At 63.3% G+C, this 20,395-nt stretch carries 17 protein-coding genes and 1 pseudogene; 7 read left to right on the forward strand and 11 right to left on the reverse strand.

Annotated elements, in window-relative coordinates; translation table 11 throughout:
* A pseudogene (locus ACFVTG_RS11650) lies at positions 1–196 on the forward strand (dicarboxylate/amino acid:cation symporter); the annotation flags it as partial.
* A gap of 247 nt (positions 197–443) precedes the next feature.
* Positions 444–755 (forward strand): hypothetical protein, encoded by a 312-nt coding sequence (locus ACFVTG_RS11655; protein ID WP_284754980.1) that lies wholly within the window; start codon positions 444–446, stop codon positions 753–755.
* 79 nt (positions 756–834) lie between these two features.
* On the opposite strand, the gene ACFVTG_RS11660 is transcribed toward ACFVTG_RS11655, so the two are convergent.
* The 9 genes from ACFVTG_RS11660 to ACFVTG_RS11700 form a co-directional block, all read right to left on the reverse strand.
* Positions 835–945: a hypothetical protein gene (locus ACFVTG_RS11660; protein ID WP_390280820.1), complete on the reverse strand. Its 111-nt coding sequence runs from the start codon at positions 943–945 to the stop codon at positions 835–837.
* Positions 946–1,126: 181 nt separating this feature from the next.
* Positions 1,127–2,620, reverse strand: a complete 1,494-nt coding sequence (locus tag ACFVTG_RS11665; protein ID WP_390280560.1) for a glycoside hydrolase family 32 protein — start codon at positions 2,618–2,620, stop codon at positions 1,127–1,129.
* A gap of 232 nt (positions 2,621–2,852) precedes the next feature.
* Positions 2,853–4,412 carry a glycoside hydrolase family 32 protein gene (locus tag ACFVTG_RS11670; RefSeq protein WP_390280562.1) on the reverse strand — a complete coding sequence of 520 codons (1,560 nt, stop codon included), beginning with the start codon at positions 4,410–4,412 and terminating at the stop codon, positions 2,853–2,855.
* Positions 4,409–5,479 carry an ATP-binding cassette domain-containing protein gene (locus ACFVTG_RS11675; RefSeq protein WP_390280564.1) on the reverse strand — a complete coding sequence of 357 codons (1,071 nt, stop codon included), beginning with the start codon at positions 5,477–5,479 and terminating at the stop codon, positions 4,409–4,411. The genes ACFVTG_RS11670 and ACFVTG_RS11675 overlap by 4 nt, the downstream gene beginning before the upstream one ends.
* Complete coding sequence (locus tag ACFVTG_RS11680; RefSeq protein WP_390280565.1) at positions 5,476–6,441, reverse strand: ABC transporter ATP-binding protein; 966 nt, start codon at positions 6,439–6,441, stop codon at positions 5,476–5,478. The genes ACFVTG_RS11675 and ACFVTG_RS11680 overlap by 4 nt, the downstream gene beginning before the upstream one ends.
* Positions 6,438–7,364, reverse strand: coding sequence for an ABC transporter permease (locus tag ACFVTG_RS11685; protein ID WP_345449467.1), 927 nt, complete (start codon positions 7,362–7,364; stop codon positions 6,438–6,440). Before ACFVTG_RS11685 ends, ACFVTG_RS11680 begins: the two co-directional genes overlap by 4 nt.
* Positions 7,365–7,374: 10 nt before the next feature.
* Positions 7,375–8,352 carry an ABC transporter permease gene (locus tag ACFVTG_RS11690; protein WP_284754985.1) on the reverse strand — a complete coding sequence of 326 codons (978 nt, stop codon included), beginning with the start codon at positions 8,350–8,352 and terminating at the stop codon, positions 7,375–7,377.
* 127 nt (positions 8,353–8,479) lie between these two features.
* On the reverse strand, positions 8,480–10,156 hold the full coding sequence (locus ACFVTG_RS11695) for an ABC transporter substrate-binding protein (RefSeq protein WP_390280567.1): 1,677 nt from the start codon (positions 10,154–10,156) through the stop codon (positions 8,480–8,482).
* Positions 10,157–10,235: 79 nt separating this feature from the next.
* The gene (locus tag ACFVTG_RS11700; protein ID WP_059389026.1) at positions 10,236–11,306 is read right to left on the reverse strand and encodes a LacI family DNA-binding transcriptional regulator; all 1,071 of its coding nucleotides are present in this window, start codon (positions 11,304–11,306) and stop codon (positions 10,236–10,238) included.
* Between the two features lie 460 nt (positions 11,307–11,766).
* On the opposite strand from ACFVTG_RS11700, the gene ACFVTG_RS11705 reads away from it, so the two are divergent.
* Positions 11,767–14,289 (forward strand): GH32 C-terminal domain-containing protein, encoded by a 2,523-nt coding sequence (locus ACFVTG_RS11705; RefSeq protein WP_390280569.1) that lies wholly within the window; start codon positions 11,767–11,769, stop codon positions 14,287–14,289.
* 197 nt (positions 14,290–14,486) lie between these two features.
* On the opposite strand, the gene ACFVTG_RS11710 is transcribed toward ACFVTG_RS11705, so the two are convergent.
* A complete protein-coding gene (locus ACFVTG_RS11710; protein WP_284754990.1) occupies positions 14,487–14,780 on the reverse strand; it encodes a putative quinol monooxygenase in 294 nt (97 codons plus the stop codon).
* Positions 14,781–14,827: 47 nt separating this feature from the next.
* The gene (locus tag ACFVTG_RS11715; protein ID WP_390280571.1) at positions 14,828–15,826 is read right to left on the reverse strand and encodes a LacI family DNA-binding transcriptional regulator; all 999 of its coding nucleotides are present in this window, start codon (positions 15,824–15,826) and stop codon (positions 14,828–14,830) included.
* Positions 15,827–15,992: 166 nt separating this feature from the next.
* On the opposite strand from ACFVTG_RS11715, the gene ACFVTG_RS11720 reads away from it, so the two are divergent.
* From ACFVTG_RS11720 to ACFVTG_RS11735, 4 genes are all read left to right on the forward strand, one after another.
* A complete protein-coding gene (locus tag ACFVTG_RS11720) occupies positions 15,993–17,108 on the forward strand; it encodes a substrate-binding domain-containing protein (protein WP_284754992.1) in 1,116 nt (371 codons plus the stop codon).
* A gap of 96 nt (positions 17,109–17,204) precedes the next feature.
* Positions 17,205–18,251, forward strand: coding sequence for an ABC transporter permease (locus ACFVTG_RS11725; protein WP_234750546.1), 1,047 nt, complete (start codon positions 17,205–17,207; stop codon positions 18,249–18,251).
* A complete protein-coding gene (locus tag ACFVTG_RS11730) occupies positions 18,248–19,042 on the forward strand; it encodes an ATP-binding cassette domain-containing protein (RefSeq protein WP_284754994.1) in 795 nt (264 codons plus the stop codon). Before ACFVTG_RS11725 ends, ACFVTG_RS11730 begins: the two co-directional genes overlap by 4 nt.
* Before the next feature lie 123 nt (positions 19,043–19,165).
* Positions 19,166–20,119 carry a carbohydrate kinase gene (locus tag ACFVTG_RS11735; protein ID WP_390280574.1) on the forward strand — a complete coding sequence of 318 codons (954 nt, stop codon included), beginning with the start codon at positions 19,166–19,168 and terminating at the stop codon, positions 20,117–20,119.
* Positions 20,120–20,395: the final 276 nt, after the last annotated feature.

A 20,395-nucleotide genomic window follows, 5' to 3' on the forward strand; every position in this document is an offset into this window, starting at 1 on the left:
CATCGTCGGCATCGACCGCTTCATGAGCGAAGCCCGCGCCCTCACCAGCACCGTCTGTAACATCGTCTCCTGCGTCGCCATCGCCAAGTGGCAGCGTGCGCTCGACACCGAGAAACTCCAATCCGAGCTCAAGACGGGCTACGTGCCCACCGAAGCCGAAAAGCTCCAGCTCACTGAACCGGCACTGGCACACTGACGGTGCCCTTCACGAGTCAGGCTCCAGCCCTCGGCAATAACCTGACCCGCCCACCCGGCGACCTCCGCCGGGTCCACACAAGGCTGCATCGGACACCCGGCCCTGCATATCCATCGCAACAGGTAACCCGACAGTCGGGCGCAGGAACCGGGTCCGGTGCCAACGTGGCGGGAAGCAGACACGCTGCTCCCCGCCACGTCCCCACCCGGACCGGATCAAACGGAACCAAAAACAAACCAGGGAACCCATGACACCCCCCTTGCAACAGACCACTCCGGACGAACTCACACAGGCACCGAGCGGCGCTCCGACGACAGAAATGGAGCGCATACCGGACTGGAACAAACTCACCCGCGCAGACGAAGTCGCAATCCGCCGCCACGATGGATCACTTTCCTCGGGACGGATCGACATGCTCTCCATGGACCGAAAGGTCTTCTGGATCATCCAGAATAACGGCAAAGGGCGCACGATGATCGAGAAGGACGAAGACACCACCGTATTCCGTCGCACATCGGGCCGCCGTAACGAAGGGCACACAGGGTCTTACCGGATATGAAGATTCATCAGTTCAGCTTGGCACGATGCAGCAGCAGTATCTCGTGCGGCATAACCCAAGCTGCCCGGTGCGGCAGCACCTAGCTCCTGGAGATGACTTTCAGACCGTCCGGGCGCGTCTTCCTCGTGGGTGAGACATGCCGATACAAGGTCTGGCGTGTGATGCCGAGTTCTTTGCAGAGCTCGCTGATTTTGGTGCCTGGCTACCCATGGACGCTGCGGCAACCCGCCCTCGGCCTTGAGCCGAACCCACGCGCGCCAGGGGACTCTCTATTTCAGGCGCGTCCCCTGGCAGGCAAGCTGGGTCGCAGTCGTCCACCCGTTGCGTTGATTGGGTGGGTCTGAAACCATCCGGCGGTTGGGTAGCCATGGTCAGGCGAGGGTGGTGAGCCTGAGCGAAGCGATCTTTGCGGTTCCTCCGGTGGTGTACAGCGACACGCCGGTGCTGGAGGGGTCTGGGAAGACCAGTTCGGTGAGGGTGACTTCTCCGTCTTGGGCGAAGATCTCCACAGAGCAGTGATCAACGAAAATGCGCAGGTTATACGCTCCATCCACGGCACGCAGGGGCGCGGTGTCGATCGATGCAAAGGCGCTGTGGAACGCCGTGTTGCCCGAGACCGTTCGATCCACGAGCAGTCTGCCGTCACCCGGACAGATGCCGATCCTTATACCTTCGTTGCCGTTGCCGCGGATCACGAGGCCAAATTCATCTGCGGAACCGGGCACAAACGTTACCTCGATGAGTTGCACGGCGCCCCCGCCTGCCACGGAACGGATGCCATCGACGTCGAGCTCCGTGTAGGCAACTGTGCGGGTAAGCGCTGCGGGGTCAATCAGTGCCTGCTGGGTGAGGTGCGGTGCCCCTTCAGAGGTGACCAGCGAGACCTCGCGTACAAGCGACATGGGGCTTCGCCACGGGGAGGTTGGAATGTCGTTGCCGTACTGCCAGTTGTTCATCCAGGCCATCATGAGCCGGCGACCGTCCGGAACGTTGCTGAAGGAAACGGCAGCGTAGTAGTCCCGGCCCCAGTCGAGCCAAAGATACTCGGCCATGTGCGCCGGATCCTGGTCGCCTTCAGTGACCGTGGTTTCGGACCTGAACGTCACGCCGTCGAAGTCTCCCACGAAGTACTGTCCCGCAGATCCTCCGTTCGGCCCGCCGGGATTGAGGTTAACCGTCAGCACCCATCTGATCAGGTCCTCGTTCCCGTCAAGTGGCAGAGGAAACAGGTCAGGACATTCCCAGACTCCGCCAGTAGCGTTGGCGGGCCCGAAACTGCTGAGGTAGTCCCAGCTCTTCAGGTCATCGGAACGGTACATCACGACCGTGAAATCCAGTGCCTCGACAGCGACCATTACCCAATAGGCGCCGGCCGGGCCGTTGTAGGGGAACACCTTCGGGTCGCGGAAGTTCGCGGAATTGCGGTTCAGGACCGGGTTTCCGTGGTACTTGGACCAGGTGTAGCCGCCGTCCGTGCTCCATGCGAGTGACTGGGCCTGGATCCCAGCGTGCTGTGAGTTCTCCTTGTAGGCACTTGTGTAGATGGCGACCAGGGGTGCAGCAGTTCCGTCGCCGAGTCCGCTGGTGTTGTGCTGGTCGTAAACGACGCTGCCGGAGAAGATGTCCTCGTATTCGTCGCAGGCAATAGCGACGGGTTGCTCTGTCCACGTGATGAGGTTCGTGGAGGTGGCGTGCCCCCACGACATGTTTCCCCAGACATTCCCAAAGGGGTTGTTCTGGTAGTAGAGGTGGTAATTACCCTCGTAGTAGATGAGGCCGTTGGGGTCATTGAGCCAGGTGTCCTTGCTGGCGTAATGCATCGCCGGCCGGAAAGCCTCACGTGTGGGCGCGGTTACCGCGGTCATGAATCAAAGTCTCATTTCATTTCGTCTTCCTGAGGAAGGCTGGGTGCGGCCATCCAGCCGGCGAACGGCGCGGGGCGCTGTTCGGCGGCTGGACGGATGCTGGTGTTATCAGTTGCTCTTGTATAGGTCGTACGTCCGCTTCGCGGCGGGATGCACCGGCCATGAGCTGGATGTCTTAGGTGGTAGAGCGATGGGGAAATGACTCCAAAGGCGGGAGAGCTCGGATCCTGAGTTAGGGGAAGAGGTTCCGAGCTCCTCCAAAGATCTCAGCCATGGTCCAGGCATCGAAGGAGAGCAGACTCACGGTACCCTCGGCGGCCAGGCTCACGTGCTCGCCGGCCAGGGTCGGGTAAACGCGGGCGGTGAGCGGCTTACCGTTGGCGAAAATTTCGACGGCGGATCGGTCCACCAGGACGCGCAGGTGCACCCGGCCGTCGGGCATCGGGAGCGGTCCGGACTTGTCGTCGACATCAACGGTTGGATCGAGGCTGCTCTGAGTCCGGTCGAGGCGGAGTGTGCCTTGGCCGTCGCCTTCAGTGGTCCGGCACAGCTCGATCACTGTTTCCTCCTTGGATTTACCGGAGACGCCACCGTCAGCCGATCCCAGCAAGCCCAGTCGCAGCACAGCACCAGGCTCGAGCTGCACATCCAGTTCGAGGTCCAGTTGGTTGCCGGACACGCCGGTAGCCACAGGTGCCCCGGTACCCACCAGCTCCTGTCCGGGCAGGCCCACATGGTCCCGGCGCAACTTTTCGATTTCAGGCACGGGCGCGAACACCAGGGTTCCGTCGTCGGCCACGGTTGTGACGCGCGGCAAACTCATGACGCCCGACCACCCGGCCTCGATCATCGCGGCGTCGCTGCGGCCCTCCTGAAGCCAACCAAACATGATGCGTCGGCCGGACTGATCCTGGAATGACTGCGGCGCATAGAAGAACCGTCCACCGTAGTCGAGCCGATGCAGCCCGGTGGGCTCGAAGGAGTTTTCCGAATAGCGGCCGGTCCAGTACAGCGGGTGGCGGGTGTCGCCGTTGTCCCATGCGGAAAAGACCAGCACGTCGGGCGCGTCGCCAGAAGTAGGAACCGTACCCAACGAGGCCCCGCTTGCCCGAAACAGGTCCACGCATTCCCACATGGTCCCGGTCCAGTCGGTATCGGCAGGATCGCCCTGGGAGGCGTCACCGATGAACAGCGGCCCCACGTATTCCCAGGAGCGCAGATCCTCCGACTCGTACAGGAACGCCGTGCCGCCGCGCCCACGAATGCCCGAACCTACCAGTTGCCGCCACTTTTTGCCCTCGCGCCAGACGCAGTGATCGCGATACGCCGTGATCTCCACCCCGGCCGGCGGGGCTGCGATGACCGGGTTCTGAGGAATTTTGCTCCAGCTCAGGAGGTCTGCGGATCCGACGGCAACGCAGGGCAACTCGTGCTCGCCCAGCCGTCCCGAGTACACCAAGGTGGGTGTTCCGCCGTCGTTCACCAACACCCCCGACCAGCAGCCGTCGGCGTCCGGACCTGCCGAAGGTTCCAGCGCCACCGGCTGGTCCGTCCAGTGGACGAGGTCGGTGCTGGTCGCATGGCCCCACTGGATGCGGTGGTGGAAGGCGCCTTCGGGGTTGTACTGGTAGAAGAGGTGATAGGTGCCGTTCCATTGGCTCACGCCGTTGGGGTCGTTCAGCCAACCGGCCGGGGACACGAAATGGAAGCGCGGCCGAAGGGGGTCCGCATCGGCGCGGGCAATCAGTTCGTCCTGGGGGACGGTGCCGAGCGGGTGCGTCGATTCTGTCATGCGGAAGCCTTGTTGTCGGTAGCTTCAGTTGCCAGCGCGTGACCGCCGGCTCCAGCCTGCGGGCGGTAGAGGTGGCAGCGCACCCAGTGGCGGTTTTCGGGGTCGCCCACACTGTGGCGAACGGGTTCCTCGGCCGAGCAGGCCTGGTTTGGGTCGCTGTCGAAAGCGCAGCTGGTCGAAGCCATCACAGCCTGCCGCAGCTCGGCCCGGCGGACGGGATCGTAGGAGCCCGCCCTGGCGGGATCCGGGACGGCTGAGACCAGCAGTTGCGTATACGGGTGGGCCGGGCTGGCCAGGAGGTCCAAGGACTCGCCCTCTTCAACGAGCTCACCGGCGAACATGACCGCCGTCCGGTCCGCGAGGTATCGGGCCGAAGCGAGGTCGTGTGTGATGTAGAGCATGGAGATTCCCTGCTCATCGCGGAGTTTGCGCATCAGGTTCAGCACGCCGATCCGGACCGAAACATCCAGCATGGAGGTGGGTTCGTCGGCGAGGATGACCCGTGGTTCCACGGCAAGGGCCCGGGCGATCGCGACTCGCTGGCGCTGCCCGCCGGAGAGCTCGTGCGGGTAGGAGTTCAACATGTCGGCCTGCAGGCCCACGGTGGTCATAAGCTCCTCGAGTCGCTGCTGTGTCTCTGTCTCGGAGCTGCCGCCCTTCCGGTGGATCACTAGCGACCTCCGCAGGAAATGCTCCACTCTGTGGGCAGGATTCAGCGAGCCGAAGGGATCCTGGAAGACCATCTGCAGTTGGGAGCGGAAGGCGCGCGATGCCTGGAAGCGGTCACGCTTGAGGACGTCGACGCCGCCAAGCAGGATCTCGCCGGAGCTCGGACGTTCCAGCCGGGCAACGCAGCGGGCCAGGGTGCTCTTACCCGACCCAGACTCTCCCACGAGGGCCACGATTTCTCCGCGGCCAATGGTCAGGTCTACGCCGTGCAGGGCCCGGACGGACTCCCGGGAGAACAAACCACCTATTGGGAAAGACTTTCCTAGTCCGCGGACCTCGAGGGCCGTAGCTTCTGTGTCGGCGGAGGGGCGCTGGGATGACAGCACAGCGTGGCTCATCGTGCGGCTCCTTCCATGATGGCGGTGTCATCAGCCGCTGAAGCGTCGGCACCAAACGGAGCCACGAAATGGCCGGGTGCTGCTTCGGTGAGGTCGGGGATGTTCCGGAACTTCACGCCGTCGGGCAGTCCGGTCAGCGGAACCCGCGGACCGGTCAGCGGCGGGAACGCACCCATCAGCGCCTGCGTGTAGGGGTGGCGAGGGTTGGCGTAGACGTCCTGGGCTTTCGCGGTCTCCACGATCCGGCCTCCGTACATCACGGCCATGCGGTGCGACAGTTCCACCATGAGGGACATGTCGTGGGTGATGAAGAGGACGGAGAATCCCAGTTCGCGTTGGAGTTCCTTGATTTGGGCCATGATTTCCTGCTGCACCACCACGTCCAGGGCGGTGGTGGGTTCGTCGAGGATCAAGAGGGACGGCTTGAGCGCCACGGCCATCGCGATCACCGCACGCTGGCGCATGCCGCCCGAAAGCTGGTGCGGGTAGGACTTGAGGCGAGCGGGGTCGATCCTGACAAGTTCCAGCAGCTGGCCCGCGCGTCGGAGGGATTCCTTGCGGGAGTAGCCGGCGTGTGTGGTGAAGATGTCCACGATCTGCTCGCCGATGGTGAGCACCGGATTCAGCGAGTTCATGGCCGATTGGAAGACCATAGCCACATCCTGCCAGCGGAAACGCCGCAGTTCCTCAGGGCTCATGGCCAGGACGTCCTTGCCGCCGAAGGAGACGCTGCCGGCGGCGATTTTTGCGGGGTCCTTGAGCAGCCGCATGATCGAGTTGGCGATGGTCGACTTGCCGCAGCCGGACTCGCCCGCCAGCCCGAAGACCTCACCGGTGCCGATGCTGAAGGAAACACGGTCGACGGCGGTGGTGGAGCGGGTGTCGCCGATGTACTTGACGCTGAGGTTCTTGACGTCGAGAACGGGCTCGTGGGAGCCGAAGGAAACTTGGGAGACTGTCACTTGGCGGCGCTCCTTTCGGTATTCTTTGGGGTTTTGATCTTCCGCAGCCGCGGATTAGTGACCTCGTCCACGGCGTAGTTGATGAGCGCCAGTGCGAACGCGACCAGCGCGATGCAGACACCCGAGGGAACAAAGACCCACCAGCTGCCGGTCAGTAGGGCGCCCTCGTTGCCGGCCCAGAAGAGGTTGTTGCCCCAGGAAACGGTGCTCACGTCACCCAGGCCAAGGAACTCCAGGCCTGCCTGGGCGCCGATGCCGTAAATCACGCAGGCAAGTAGCGTGCTCATCACGTTCGATGCCATGTTGGGCAGGATTTCGCGGAACATGATCCGGCCGGCCCGTTCGCCGGACACCACGGCCGCGGCCACAAAATCTTTTGAACGGATGGACAACGCCTGGGATCGCAATACACGTGCCGACCCAGCCCAGCCGGTGACCACGAGCACCAGGATCACGGTTCCCAAACCCGGCGGCAGGAAAGCTGCCAGGATGACAAGGAGCGGGAGTCCGGGCAGGAGCAGGAAGACGTTGGTCACCAGGGACAGTGCTTCGTCAATGAACTTGCCAAAGTACGCCGATGCCAGGCCCACCAAAATGCCGATGAAGGTGGATGCGAAGCCCACAGTCAGCCCGACGAACAGGGAACTGCGGGAACCATGGACAGTCAGGGCAAGCACGTCCTGACCTTTGGCTGTGGTGCCGAGCCAGTGCTCGGGAGACGGTTCCAGCGAGGCCATCGCGGTGATCCGCGACGGCTCTCCGGGGAACAGAACGGGGGCCAGTAACGCAAGCGCGATGAACACGAGCATCACGATCATGCCCACCAGGGCCTTCTTGTTGGTGATAAGTCCGTGGACGAAACTGCGGTTGGGCTTGCGGGCAGCTGTGGGCTCAGTGGGCTGCTTGAGAATTGTGGTTGTCATGATGGGTCCCTCAGTTGCTGCGCACACGCGGGTCGAGGCGGACGTAGAGGATGTCCACCAGGAAGTTCGCCAGCAGCACGGCGGCGGTGATGGTCAGGAACAGGCCCTGCATAAGCGGGTAGTCGAGGCCTTGGACGGCGTTGAGGAGTTGGTAGCCGACGCCGGGATACGCGAACACCACCTCGGTGAGCATTGCACCACCCACCACGAAGCCCAGGCTCATGCCGAAGCTCGTGACCGAAGGGAGCATGGCGTTCCTTGCCGCGTAGCGGAGCATGATGCGGCCCGGCCGGAGACCCTTGGCCTGGGCCATGGTGATGTAGTCCTCCGAGTTCGTGGCGATCATGGTGTTCCGCATGCCCAGCATCCAGCCACCGATGGACACCAGGACGATCGTCAACGCCGGGAGCAAAAGGTGAGCACCGACGTCGCCGATGAACTCCCAGGTGAACGCGGGCTCCAGTCCATCCGTGAAAGCGTGGCGGATCGGGAACCAGCCCAACACCACGCCGAACAGGTACAGGGCTCCCATGGCCAGCCAGAAGTACGGGAAGGATCCAATGAAGATCAGGAGCGGCGGCAGGGCGGAGTCGATCGCGCCGCCGCGTCGCCAGGCGGCCAGGATGCCGAGGAGATTGCCGATGATGGCGGCGAACACCAGGGCGGTTCCGCCCAGCAAAAGGGTCCAGCCGATCTGGCTGGCGATGACTTCGGTGACCGGGGTGGGGAAACGCGAGATGGAGACACCCATCTGGCCGGTCAGGATGTTGTGCATGTAGTCGACGTACTGTTCCCAGAGCGGCCGCGTATCCACGCCGAGCATCTTGCGCAGGGCTTCGATCTGTTCGGGCTGCATCTTGCCCTGGGTACGGGCGAACATGCGTGAGACGGGGTCTCCCGGCATGAAACGCGGGAGCAGGAAGTTCAGGGTGATGGAGGCCCAGAAGGCGATCAGGTAAAAACCCAGGCGGCGCAGGATGAAGCGCACGATTGCTCCGTTCGGGAAAGGCGGGGTCCGGGACGACAGTGGTCCCGGGCGGGAAAGATGAAAAGGTTCTCGGCCGGTGGGAACCGGAATATGGCAACTGCAGCCACCGGCCGAGAAGTGGCGCCGGCTACTTGCGCGGTTCCAGAGTGGTCAGGACAAGGACCGTGGTGGGGGAGCGGTCAGAGAGCGTTGCGTAGGGGTTGTCCTGAGTGGGCCATCCCGTGAAGTGAACGTCCGTGTAGTCGCCCCATTCGGGGCCAGAGAACAGCGGAACCGTCGGGGCCACCGCGTTGTATTCCGCCTGAAGCTGGTTCGCGATCTGCTTCTGTGCGGCTTCGTCGCCAGCAGCAGCGAACTGCTGCAGGAGATCATCGGCCTTTGGATCGCCGAAACGGTGGTAGTTCTCGGTGGCCTTGGCGCCCACCGGCTTGACGGTGGATGTGCCCATGGTGGAGCTGAAGTACTTGAACGGGCTGGGGTCGTTCGCGCTCCAGACGATGCCGGTGTCGAACGTTCCCTGCTCGTAGCCGGAGACGACGGAGGCCCAGTCAGGGGAGTCCACCTTGGCGGTCACGCCGATGGCCTGGAGGTTCTGGGAGATCACGTTGGCCACGGAGAGCCAGTCGGAGGAGCTGGCGCCCACGGAGATCTTGAACTCGAAAGGCTTGCCGTCCTTGAGGGTGCGCTTGCCGTCCGCGCCCTTGGCGTAACCGGCGCCGTCGAGCATCTTGTTCGCTTCGTCGACATTCAGCTTGGTCCAAGTGCAGTTGTTCGCCACATCGGCGTTCTTCCAGCTCGCGTAGTTGCCGGAGAGGCCTGTGCAGTCGGCCGGAGTGGCGTACCCGCTCATGCCGATCTTGGTGACCTGGTCACGGTCAACCGCCATGCTCAGGGCCTTGCGCACCGTCGCGTCATTGAACGGCGCCTTGCTGGTGTTCAACTGCCAGTTGATCATGGCGCCGGTCGGCGGGAACCAGAAGTGGCGGTGGTCCTTGTCCTTGGCGATGAAGGTCTTCTCGATGTTCGGGATGAACTGGGTGGACCAGTCCACATCGCCGTTGACGCTGGCCAGGTTGGCGGCATCGTTTCCGGACATCGCCAGCATCTTGATGCCGGCGATCTTCTGCTTGTCAGGCTGCCAGTAGTTCGGGTTCTTCTTCAGCACGAAGGACTGGGACTGGAAGCTGTCCACCTGGGTGTAAGGGCCGGTTCCCACGGGGTTGGCGTTGGTGTCCTTCGCCGGATCGGCGATGGATGACCAGATGTGCTTGGGGAGGATGGGGAGCTGCCCGATCTCATAGAGCGCGGGGGACCAGGGCTTGTTGAAGGTGAATGTCACCTTGTCGGTGCCCGCCGGAGTGACGGAATCCAGGTACTCGAAGCCGCCCTTGAGCTTCTTCTGCAGCTGGAAGGTGTAGGCCACGTCATCGGCGACGAAAGGCTGCCCGTCGGACCACTTCACGCCGTCACGCAGGGTGAAGGTGACGGACTTGCCGTCCTTGGCAGCGTCCCAGGAGGCGCCCAGCCAGGGGGCGGTGTTGCCTTTGGCCGGGTTGAAGACCAGTAGGGGTTCGTAGATGGCCTGCTGGACCATGGGGTTCACAGTGGGGGCGAAGGGGTTGAAGTTACGGTCGAAGGTGCTCATGTCCTCACGCGGGATGGTCAGGAAGGCGCTCGCGTTGGCTCCGGCGTCGGTGCCGGCGGACTTGTTGACGGTGGCAGCGCAGCCGGTCAGCAGCATTGCACCCACAGCCAGTCCGGCCGCTGCAATGCGGGCAGACCTCAAGAGTCGGGGTTGTGTCATGATGGGTATCTCTTTCCTATCTTCATCAGCAAGGTGAAGGGGTGGGTAAGGGTTTGCTCTTCGAAACTTGATTTCGCGGTCAGACCGAAGAGCGTTCTAGCAGCGGACAGTCGACCAATTGCTGGTCGGCAGTGATCGGCTGTCCTGCTGTGAGAGCTGCGAGCGTCTGGACTCCCAGTGCGCCCATTTTTTCGAAGGGCAACGCAACCGTGGTCAGTTTTGGCCTGAGGTAGGCCGCAATCAGTTCCTGGTTGTCGAAGCCGATCACGGCGATGTCCCCGGGGATGGTCAGTCCCCGTTCCTTGATGGCGTCATAAGCGCCCATCGCCATGCGGTCATTGAGGCAGAACAGTGCGGTCGGCCTGTCCTGCTGGGGGTAACGATCCAGGATTTGGCACGCCGCCTCGTAGCCTCCATCCGCCGTCGCATGCCCGGACACCACCAGCTCCGGATCCAGTTCGAGCCCGGCGCCGGCGAGTGCTTCGCGGGCACCCTCCAAACGCCCGACGGCCGCGGGAATGTGCGGGTCCAGGTTGATGACTCCGATCCTGCTGTGGCCGGCCCGGAGCAAACGATCGACGGCAACCCTGCCGCCCCCGCGCTCGTCCGGGACGATCGAGGGCAGCTTCCCGTCCGCGTCGAAACAATTGATCAGGACAGTGGGAACCTCGTGGGCGCTTTCCGGAACATGTACCCCGCGGTGGTATGTTGCCGCGTACAAAAGTCCTTCCACTCGTTGTTCCAGCAGCTTTTCCGTTGCTGCATCTTCCAGGCCTTGGTTGGGTCCTACGGCATCGGCCTGGTCGGAAGGCGCGATGAGCAGGAACCGGTGGTCAAGCCAGGCTTGATCCTGGGCGCCCTTGATGATGTCCACCGCAAACGGGGCCGTCACGATCTCGGTGACGAGTCCGTACCAATCACTGCGTTGGGAAGCCAGTGCGCGCGCTCCGGCATTCGGGCGGTAACCCAATGCCTGGACGGCGTCGTTGATGCGGATGCGCGTTTCCTCAGAAATGCTGGCGTTTTCGCGGTTGTTCAGCACGAACGAGACCGCCGTCCGGGAGACACCGGCGTGCTGGGCGACATCACTCATGGTGACACCCCGCTGCCGCACAGCCGCGGCTTTCTGGGGGGTGGTGGTTTTCGCCATTGAATGCTCCGTGTCTTCGTTGATCCTGCGCGCAGCACCAAGGGTTCGGTCTGAGGTCGTATCGCAATCGTTGGCAAGTAACGCGAGTTACCTTCAGCGGTGTGATTGAGGTTACACGCGTTACCTCGTAGCTGTCAACGGCTTCCACCGGCATGCGGGCAGTTGGTTCACGATCACTTGAGCCAGGCCGGGCGTCGGAGGATTTGACTGTTGACTTGTCCGATGGACAAGCCGTAGGTTCCCTTTTTGACAACGTTGTCTTCGTTCGGTGGATCTGACGCAAGTGCAGCATTTGAGTCGATCAATGCCCCCACACAACTAGCCGAGCGACAACCGGCATTACCTGCCTGTCACTGTCGACACGAAAGGTGAATACGTGCGCCGCACACATTCCGGTCCCGGTCTGACACCCGGACCAAAATCAAAAAAACGTCTCAACGCCCTGATCCTCGCCGCCGCTATGACCGCTGGCAGCGCCCTTCCGCTGTCCGCCCCGGCCCTGGCCGCGGACACCTCCGGGGCGGCCGCTACGGCTTCCGGCGCGGTCGGAACTTCCGCGCCCTACTCCGAGACATACCGACCCCAGTTCCACTTCAGCCCGGCGACGAACTGGATGAACGACCCGAACGGCCTGGTCTACTACCAAGGCGAATACCACATGTTCTTCCAGTACAACCCCTCGGGGGACACCTGGGGCAACATGTCCTGGGGCCACGCCGTCAGCACGGACTTGGTGCACTGGACGCAGCTCCCGCTCGCCATTCCGCAGGACGACAAAAACATGATCTTCTCGGGCAGTGCTGTCATCGATAAAGACAACACGACGGGCTTTGGCCAGCCGGGCAACCCCGCCATGGTGGCAATCTATACTGCCGCCGACAAGGCTACCGGGAAGCAGTCCCAAGCACTCGCCTACAGCACGGACAAAGGCCGGACGTTCACCAAATACAATTCCGGGAACCCGGTGCTGGACATCGGGTCAAACAATTTCAGGGACCCGAAAGTTTTCTGGTACGAGGCCGGACACGAGTGGCTGATGTCAGCCGTGTTGTCCGACCAGCACAAGGTGACTTTTTACAGTTCTCCAGACCTGAAAACCTGGAAGCATCTGAGCGATTTCGGGCCTGCAGGCGCCACAGGCGGCGCCTGGGAATGTCCTGACCTGTTCCCCCTGCCGGATCCCGCCAACCCCGGCAAACAGAAGTGGGTACTGACGGTCAACCTCAACCCGGGCGGGATCGCCGGAGGTTCGGGCGTCCAATATTTCACGGGAAGTTTCGACGGCACCAAGTTCACCTCGGATGACAAACCCTATGTCCCCCCGGCCGGGACATCTTTGGGAAACTTCGATAACGGTACTTACGATGGCTGGCAAACCACCGGGACAGCCTTCGGCACTGTCCCGGCCACAGGAAGCCTGCCGGGCCAGTCCAGCGTTACAGGCTTTGAAGGAACCGGCTTCGTCAACGGCTTCAACGGCGGTGACGGCCCCACCGGAACACTCAGTTCCCAGACCTTCACCGTCAACAAATCCCACCTGAACTTCCTCGTCGGCGGCGGCAACCACCCTTACGCCGCCGACACCGTCCCGTTCGGCACCCTGCCGGCCGGGACCGTGTTCAACGACTTCTCCGGGGCCACCTACGGGGCCGGCTGGACCGCCACCGGTTCCTTCGCCAGCTCCGGGCCCTCGACCGAGAGCCTGCCCAACCAGCTCGGCCCGAAGGTGCTGGACACCTACGCGCCCCAAGGCGAGATCGGCACCGGCACCATCATCTCCCCGACGTTCACGGTCAACAGCCCGTATATCGACCTGCAGGTCGCTGGCGGCAACCACCCCTGGGGCCAGTCGAACCCGACCGCGGTCAACCTGATCGTCGGCGGCAAGGTCGTCGCCACCACCACGGGCCCCAACAGCGCTGACCTGACGTGGACGAATTGGGACATGAGCAAGTACCAGGGCCAGCAGGCCCAGATCCAGGTCGTGGACCAGAACGACGGATCCACCGGCTGGGGCCATCTCATGGTGGGCGACATAGTCTTCGCCAGCGCCCCGGCCAAGCCCTGGGACACGCAGACCTCCGTCAATCTCGTCGTCGACGGCAAGGTGGTGCGCTCCGCCACGGGCGCAGACAGCGAGAACCTGGACTGGACGTCGTGGGACCTGAGCGACCTCATCGGCAAGCAGGCGCAGATCCAGGTCGTCGACCACAACACCGGCGGCTGGGGACACATCCTGGCCGACGACTTCACCCTCTCAGACACGGTGGCACAATCCGCAGTCCAACGCGCTCACTGGGTCGACTACGGCAAGGACAACTACGCGGGTGTCACCTTCAATGACGCCCCTGGCGGCAAGCGGATCATGATCGGCTGGATGAACAACTGGGACTACGGCCAATCCATTCCCACCTCATCGTGGCGCAGCGCCATGACCGTCCCGCGGGAGCTGTCCCTCCAAACCGTCGACGGCGCACCCCGCCTGGTGCAGACACCGGTCAACCAACTCAACCAGCTCACTACTGGGCCGTCCGTCCACAAGGAGAACATGTCCGTCCCTGCCGGAAGCACCGTCCTGCCGGCCACAGGGAAGGCGCTCGACATTACGGCGTCCTTCACTGCCGGTACTGCAAGCTCCTACGGACTGAAAGTCCGCACCGGGTCCGGCCAGGAAACACTCATCGGCTATGACAACAAATCCGGACAGGTCTACATCGATCGGACCAAGTCCGGCGCCGTGGGATTCAACCCCAGCTTCCCCGGAGTCCAGACCGCGCCGCTGACGACAAGCGGAGGAACGGTCAAACTCCGGATCCTGGTTGACTGGTCCTCGGTCGAAGTCTTCGCGGACGACGGGAAAATCGTCCTGACAGACCAGATCTTCCCGGACCCGTCCAGCCAAGGCATCGAAGCTTTCGCCAACGGAGGAAATGCTGTTCTCACTTCTCTGGACGTCAAGCAGATGAAGTCGGCCTGGCAATAACCGGACGCCCCATCGCATTGATCAGACCGCGGTGCCCGCAACTTTCACCGTTGCGGGCGCCGTACCCATCCGACCTTGAATCATGCACGTACCGGGGCAAGCATGCTGGGCCAGGAGAGCAGCCAGCTGACCGTCATCCTGAGGAGCCAGGCTCTGTTCGTTCCGGCCTGTGCGCGCTTTTCGGCCTTGGCCAGGCCCTAAGCCATTGGATGGAGCCAGGTCAGGACCGAGCCGTCGCCTTCGATGTGCCCGGCAAGTTCAGCGTTGAATTTCCGGCCGTATTCCGCCCCGATGTGTTCCTCGAATGCCGCTTCGTCGCGGTAGACCTCGAACACGAAGTATTCCCGCGGGTTGGTTTCGCGGGTGTAGGGCAGGAACATGACGTTCCCTGGTTCCCGGCGGACGTGGCCGGTGAGCTCTGCCATCATTTCGGCCACCCTGGCTTCGCTGCCTTCCCTGACGGTGAATTCCGCGTACAGTGTTTTGGTCATGTCCGGTCCTTTGCTTGGTGGGTTCGGCTGTCTTGCAGAGTTGGTTGTTAGTTCAGCGGCCGGATCTCACCGGAGCCTCTGGGGATCAGTTCCGACGGGACGATGTAGGTTTTCGGGGCGCCGTCGTAACCATCGATTCTGGCAAGGATCCGCTCCGCCGCGGTCTTGCCGATGCGCTCGGGGTGCTGGGCAACGACGGTGATCCCGGGCTCCATCATGTCGGCCAGGGCGAAGTCGTCAAATCCGATCAGTGCAACGCTGTGGTGCAACCCGAGGGACTTCAGCGCGCGCATGGCACCGAAGGTGACCAGGTTCTGGCTGGAGAAGATCGCCGTGGGAGGATTCTCCGAGGTGAGCAACTCGATCGCCGCCCGAAGGGCGGTCTCCTCGTCGTGAAGTCCGTTGCGCACCGGGATGGTCGAGGTCGCAATCCCGGACCTGCCGATTTCCTCCAGGAACCCCGTGCGGCGTCTCGTTGCCGTCTGGATGTCCGTCCGGTCGCCGAGGTAGGCCAGTCTGGTGTGGCCGTGCCGGATGAGGTGCGCGGCCGCCTTCGCGGCGCCCACCTCGTTGTCCGTGACTACCGCGTCAGCGTCGATGCCCACCGGCTCGCGGTCGATGAACACCATGGGCAGGGACCGTGAGTGCTCCGGGATGACGTAGGCCTGGCTTCTGGCGATCGGGGTCAGGACAAGTCCGTCCACCCGGCGGCCCAGGAAAGCGGAAATCAGCTTTTTCTCCCGCTCCGGATCGTCATCCAAGCTTGAGGCGAAAACGGCGATTCCCCGTTCAGCCAGTGCGTCTTCCAGCGCCCGGTGGATCTCTCCGCTGAAGGGGTTGGACACACTGGGCAGCAACAACCCGATGGACTGGGTCTTGCGACCGGACCGTTTCAGGCTGCCCGCGGTCATATCGAGGTGATACTGCAGCTGTTCCGTGGCCCTGAGCACCCGCTGACGGGTCTCCTCCGAAACCCCGGGTTCGTTGTTCACGACTCTCGAGACCGTCTTGATCCCCACTCCTGCGAGATCCGCGACGTTTTTCATCGTCGGAGGCCTCCGACCGGAATCGGATTGGTAACGATTAGACACCGTTGTCAACGAACTGCTCCTCATCATCGATTAACACTTGACTCCACAGTGTGAGCTTGGTTACATGATACATGACATCGTTGTCTAGCGCCGGAAGGGCGCCACAAACACAGGAGTTTCAATGTTGAGTTCCAAAGCCCCGAGGTCGGCCGCGACCCGCCTTCTTGCCGCCGGCGCAGTCCTGACCCTCGGCGCACTTAGCTTGACCGCCTGCGGAGGCAGTTCCTCCAGCTCGTCGTCCAGCGGAGGCGCCGCAGGAAAGATCGGCGTCTCGCTGATCGTCAAGACCACCTCCAACCCGTACTTCGTCGCCATGGAAGACGGTGCGAAGAAAGCCGCCGAGGGCGGAAACATTGACCTGAAGCTTGCGGCCGGCAAGTCCGACGGCGACGAGGACACCCAGATCCAGGCCATCGAAAACGCCATCTCCAAGGGCGACAAGGGCATCCTGATTACCCCGAACGGTCCGGCCGTCGTCGATGCGATCAAGAAGGCCCGCGACGCGGGGTTGTATGTGATCGCCCTGGACACCCCGCCGGACCCGGCCAGTGCCGTAGACATCACCTTCGCGACTGACAACTTCGCCGCGGGCAAGCAGATCGGTCAGTGGACCGCGGCGCAGCTCGATGGCAAGAAGGCCACCATCGCTCTGGTCGACCTGTTCAGCGACAAGGTCGTCTCGGTCGACTACAACCGCGACCAGGGGTTCCTGACCGGCCTGGGCATCGACACCGCGGACAAGACCAAGAACGGCGATGAGGCCAAGACCGGCAAGTACACCGGCGGCAAGGGCGGGGACTACGAGATCGTCGGCAACCAGGCATCCCAGGGCGCCGAAGACGGCGGCCGCACGGCGATGGAAACCCTGTTGTCGAAGAACCCGAACATCAACGTCGTCTACACGATCAATGAGCCGGCCGCAGCCGGAGCCTATGAGGCGCTGAAGGCCGCAGGCAAGGAAAAGGGCGTGCTGGTCGTCTCCATCGACGGCGGCTGCACCGGCGTGAACAACGTCAAGGCCGGCATCATCGGCGCCACCGCGCAGCAGTACCCCGTGAAGATGGCCCAGCTGGGCGTTCAGGCCATCCAGGACTTGGCCACCTCAGGCAAGAAGCCCACGGTCTCCGCGGGCCTGGACTTCTTCAACACCGGTTCCGCACTCGTCACGGACAAGGCAGTTTCGGGACTGCAGAGCATCGATACCACGGCTGCGTCCCAGATCTGCTGGGGCAAGTAAAGCCTCCCCTCTGCGGGGAGCCGTGCCAGAAGCGTCTCCCCGCAGCACACCCAGCACGACAACAGTTATAGAACATTGAAGTTCAGGAGCTATCAAGTGACCCAGCAACAGACCGCCGGCCCGCCGAGCGCAGGGCATGCTGACCTGGCCGAGGAATTCCTCGACCGCCAGACCCCTCTCAGCAGAATCCGCAACATTCTCCACCGCTACCCGGCCCTCAGCCCCGCCATTGTCCTGCTGATCGCGGTGGTAGTCTTCGGGATCCTCAATGAGCGCTTCCTGCGGGTGGAGAACCTGTCTCTCATCACGCAGCAGGTCGCTGTGGTGGGCACCCTCGCGATCGCCCAGACCCTGATCATCCTGACCGCCGGCATTGACCTCTCGGTCGGGGCGGTCATGATCCTGTCCTCGATGGTGATCGCCCAGCTTGCTGTCAGCAACGGCATCCCCGGGCCGCTCGCCCTCATTGCAGGTCTCGCCGTCGGTCTGGCTGCCGGGGCTCTCAACGGCTTCCTGGTGACCAGGTTCCGGCTCCCGCCGTTCATCGTCACCCTCGGAACGCTGAACATTTTCGTCGCCCTGACGCTCCTTTACTCCGGCGGCAGCACGGTGCGCGGATCCGCAATGCCGCCGGTGCTCACCTGGCTGGGAAGCACCTTCCCGATCGGACCCGTCCGCATCTCCACCGGAGTCGTGATGATGATCCTGCTCTACGTCGTCGTCGCCTTCATCCTGGGCAAGACAGCCTGGGGGCGGCACGTCTACGCCGTCGGCGATGACAAGGAAGCGGCACGCCTTGCCGGCATCCCTGTCAGCCGCGTCCTCATGAGCGTCTACCTTGCCGCGGGCGCAGTTCTCGCCGTGGGCGCCTGGATCCAGATCGGCCGCACCAACGCCGCCAGCCCGAACGCCGGGGTCGATCTGAACCTTGACTCCATCACCGCCGTCGTGATCGGCGGAACCAGCCTCTTCGGCGGACGCGGCTCCATCTGGGGTTCACTGCTTGGCGCATTGATCGTCGGCATCTTCCGCAACGGCCTCTCACTCGCAGGCCTGGACGTCCTCTACCAGACCCTCGCCGTAGGCATCCTGATCATCGTTGCCGTGTCTATCGACCAGTGGATCCGAAAGGTCAAGTCATGACCATGACAGAATTTGCAGCCCCGCACACCAACACCCGCGAACCCATCCTCAAAGCCAGGAACCTCGTCAAGACCTTCGGCCGCGTCGTCGGCCTGGACGGTGTCAGCCTGGACCTGTACCCGGGCGAAGTGCTGGCCGTTATCGGCGACAACGGCGCCGGCAAGTCCACGCTCATCAAATGCCTGACGGGCGCCGAAATCCCCGACACCGGGGAACTCTACGTCTCGGGCCAGCAGGTGCACTTCAAACGGCCGCAGGACGCCCGGGTCCACGGCATCGAAACCGTGTACCAGAACCTCGCAGTTTCACCGGCCCTCGATGTCGCCTCGAACCTGTTCCTCGGCCGTGAAGAGCGCCTCCCCGGCCTACTGGGAAGCGTGTTCCGGATGCTCGACACCAAAGGCATGCGCAGGAAGGCCAAGGAAGAGCTGACCCGCCTGGGCATCTCCACCCTGCAAGACGTCACAGTGCCGGTCGAGAACCTTTCCGGTGGCCAGCGCCAGGCCGTCGCCGTTGCCCGCGCAGCGGCCTTTGGGTCAAAGGTGGTGGTTCTTGACGAGCCCACCGCGGCCCTGGGCGTGCGCGAATCGAACCAAGTCCTCCAGCTGGTACGCGACCTGCGCGACCGCGGCCTGCCGGTCATCCTGATCAGCCACAATATGCCACACGTGTTCGATGTGGCAGACCGGATCCACATCCAGCGCCTGGGCAAGTGCGCGGCCACCATCACCCCGCAGTCCCACAGCATGACCGACGCCGTCGCGATCATGACAGGCGCCGCCAAGGCCTGACAGGGCCGATCGGCGCTTCCCGCTCCCTCGGAGCCCCTTCTCCGTCCGCGGACCTGCCAACAGGTCCGCGGACGGATCCATCCCGGGGCTCCCCACCAACGGCAATCCGAAGAAAGAACCACGATGCACAAGCTCCAACCGGCCGCCCCCGCCCACGACCAGATGGACGTCATCGTCATCGGCGAAGCCCTGATCGACATCGTCAACGGCCCCGAAGGATCCATCAGCTATCCAGGCGGGTCCCCGGCAAATGTCGCCTACGGCCTTGGCCGGCTCGGCATCCCGACCGGGCTGCTCACGGCGATCGGCGACGACGAACACGGCACCGCCATCACCAACCACCTCCACAGCGCAGGCGTCCGGCTTCTTCCCGGATCCACTTCCCTTGAACGGACCGCCACCGCCACTGCCACCTTGGCCGCGGATGGCTCAGCCAGCTACGAGTTCGACATCGCCTGGCGGTTGGCACCTGTGGCGCCGGCCATGATCCCGAAGGTTCTCCACACGGGCTCGATCGCCACGTTCCTGGCGCCGGGAGCCGGCACCGTCCGCACCCTCCTCGAGCAATGCCACCACTCATGCCTGGTCACCTACGACCCCAACATCCGACCGGATCTCCTCGGCAGCCACTCCGAGGCACAGTCAGTCTTCGAGGACCTGCTCCCGCTCACGGACGTCGTCAAACTCAGCGACGAAGATGCACACTGGCTGTACCCCGCATCCTCCCCGGACGACGTCCTCTCCCATCTGCTGCAACATGGCGCGCGCCTGGCCGTCATCACCAAGGGCGCCGACGGTGCCCTGCTCGCCACACCCGGCGCCCGGTTCAGCATCCCATCCGTGAAAACCGAGGTCGCCGACACCATCGGGGCAGGCGACGCCTACATGGCCGCACTCATCTTCGGACTACTGACCCGGGGCGACGAAGCATTCGGGCCGGCCGCACTCCAAAACGTCGGACAAACAGCGTCAATGGCCGCAGCAATCACAGTCAGCCGCCCGGGCGCCAACCCGCCGACCTCCAAAGAGCTTCTTACAAGGCTGGCCGAGCCTCTACGACCCTATGCCACCATCTAGTCCGGGTAACCGTCCCCGCCAAACCACGCCCGCCCCGCGAACTTAGGAAGAGTGGAAAGGATCCTCTTCCTGCTGGAAGGCTCCAAGACCCCGATCTGAGGCCGCTCCACGGGACGACGAGGCATACGCAGTCCACCGGCTCGATGTCCAATATTGAGGCGGCCGGTGACGCTGGTTCGGATGGTGGTCAGTAGCCGCAGGGAGCGCTTGTGGCTGCCGATTCCGAACGGGCTTTGGCCGTGCCAGTTTTAAGCGACCCGCGGCATGGCCAACAGG

This window comes from Arthrobacter sp. NPDC058127 (assembly GCF_042884555.1).
Classification (GTDB): Bacteria; Actinomycetota; Actinomycetes; order Actinomycetales; family Micrococcaceae; genus Arthrobacter.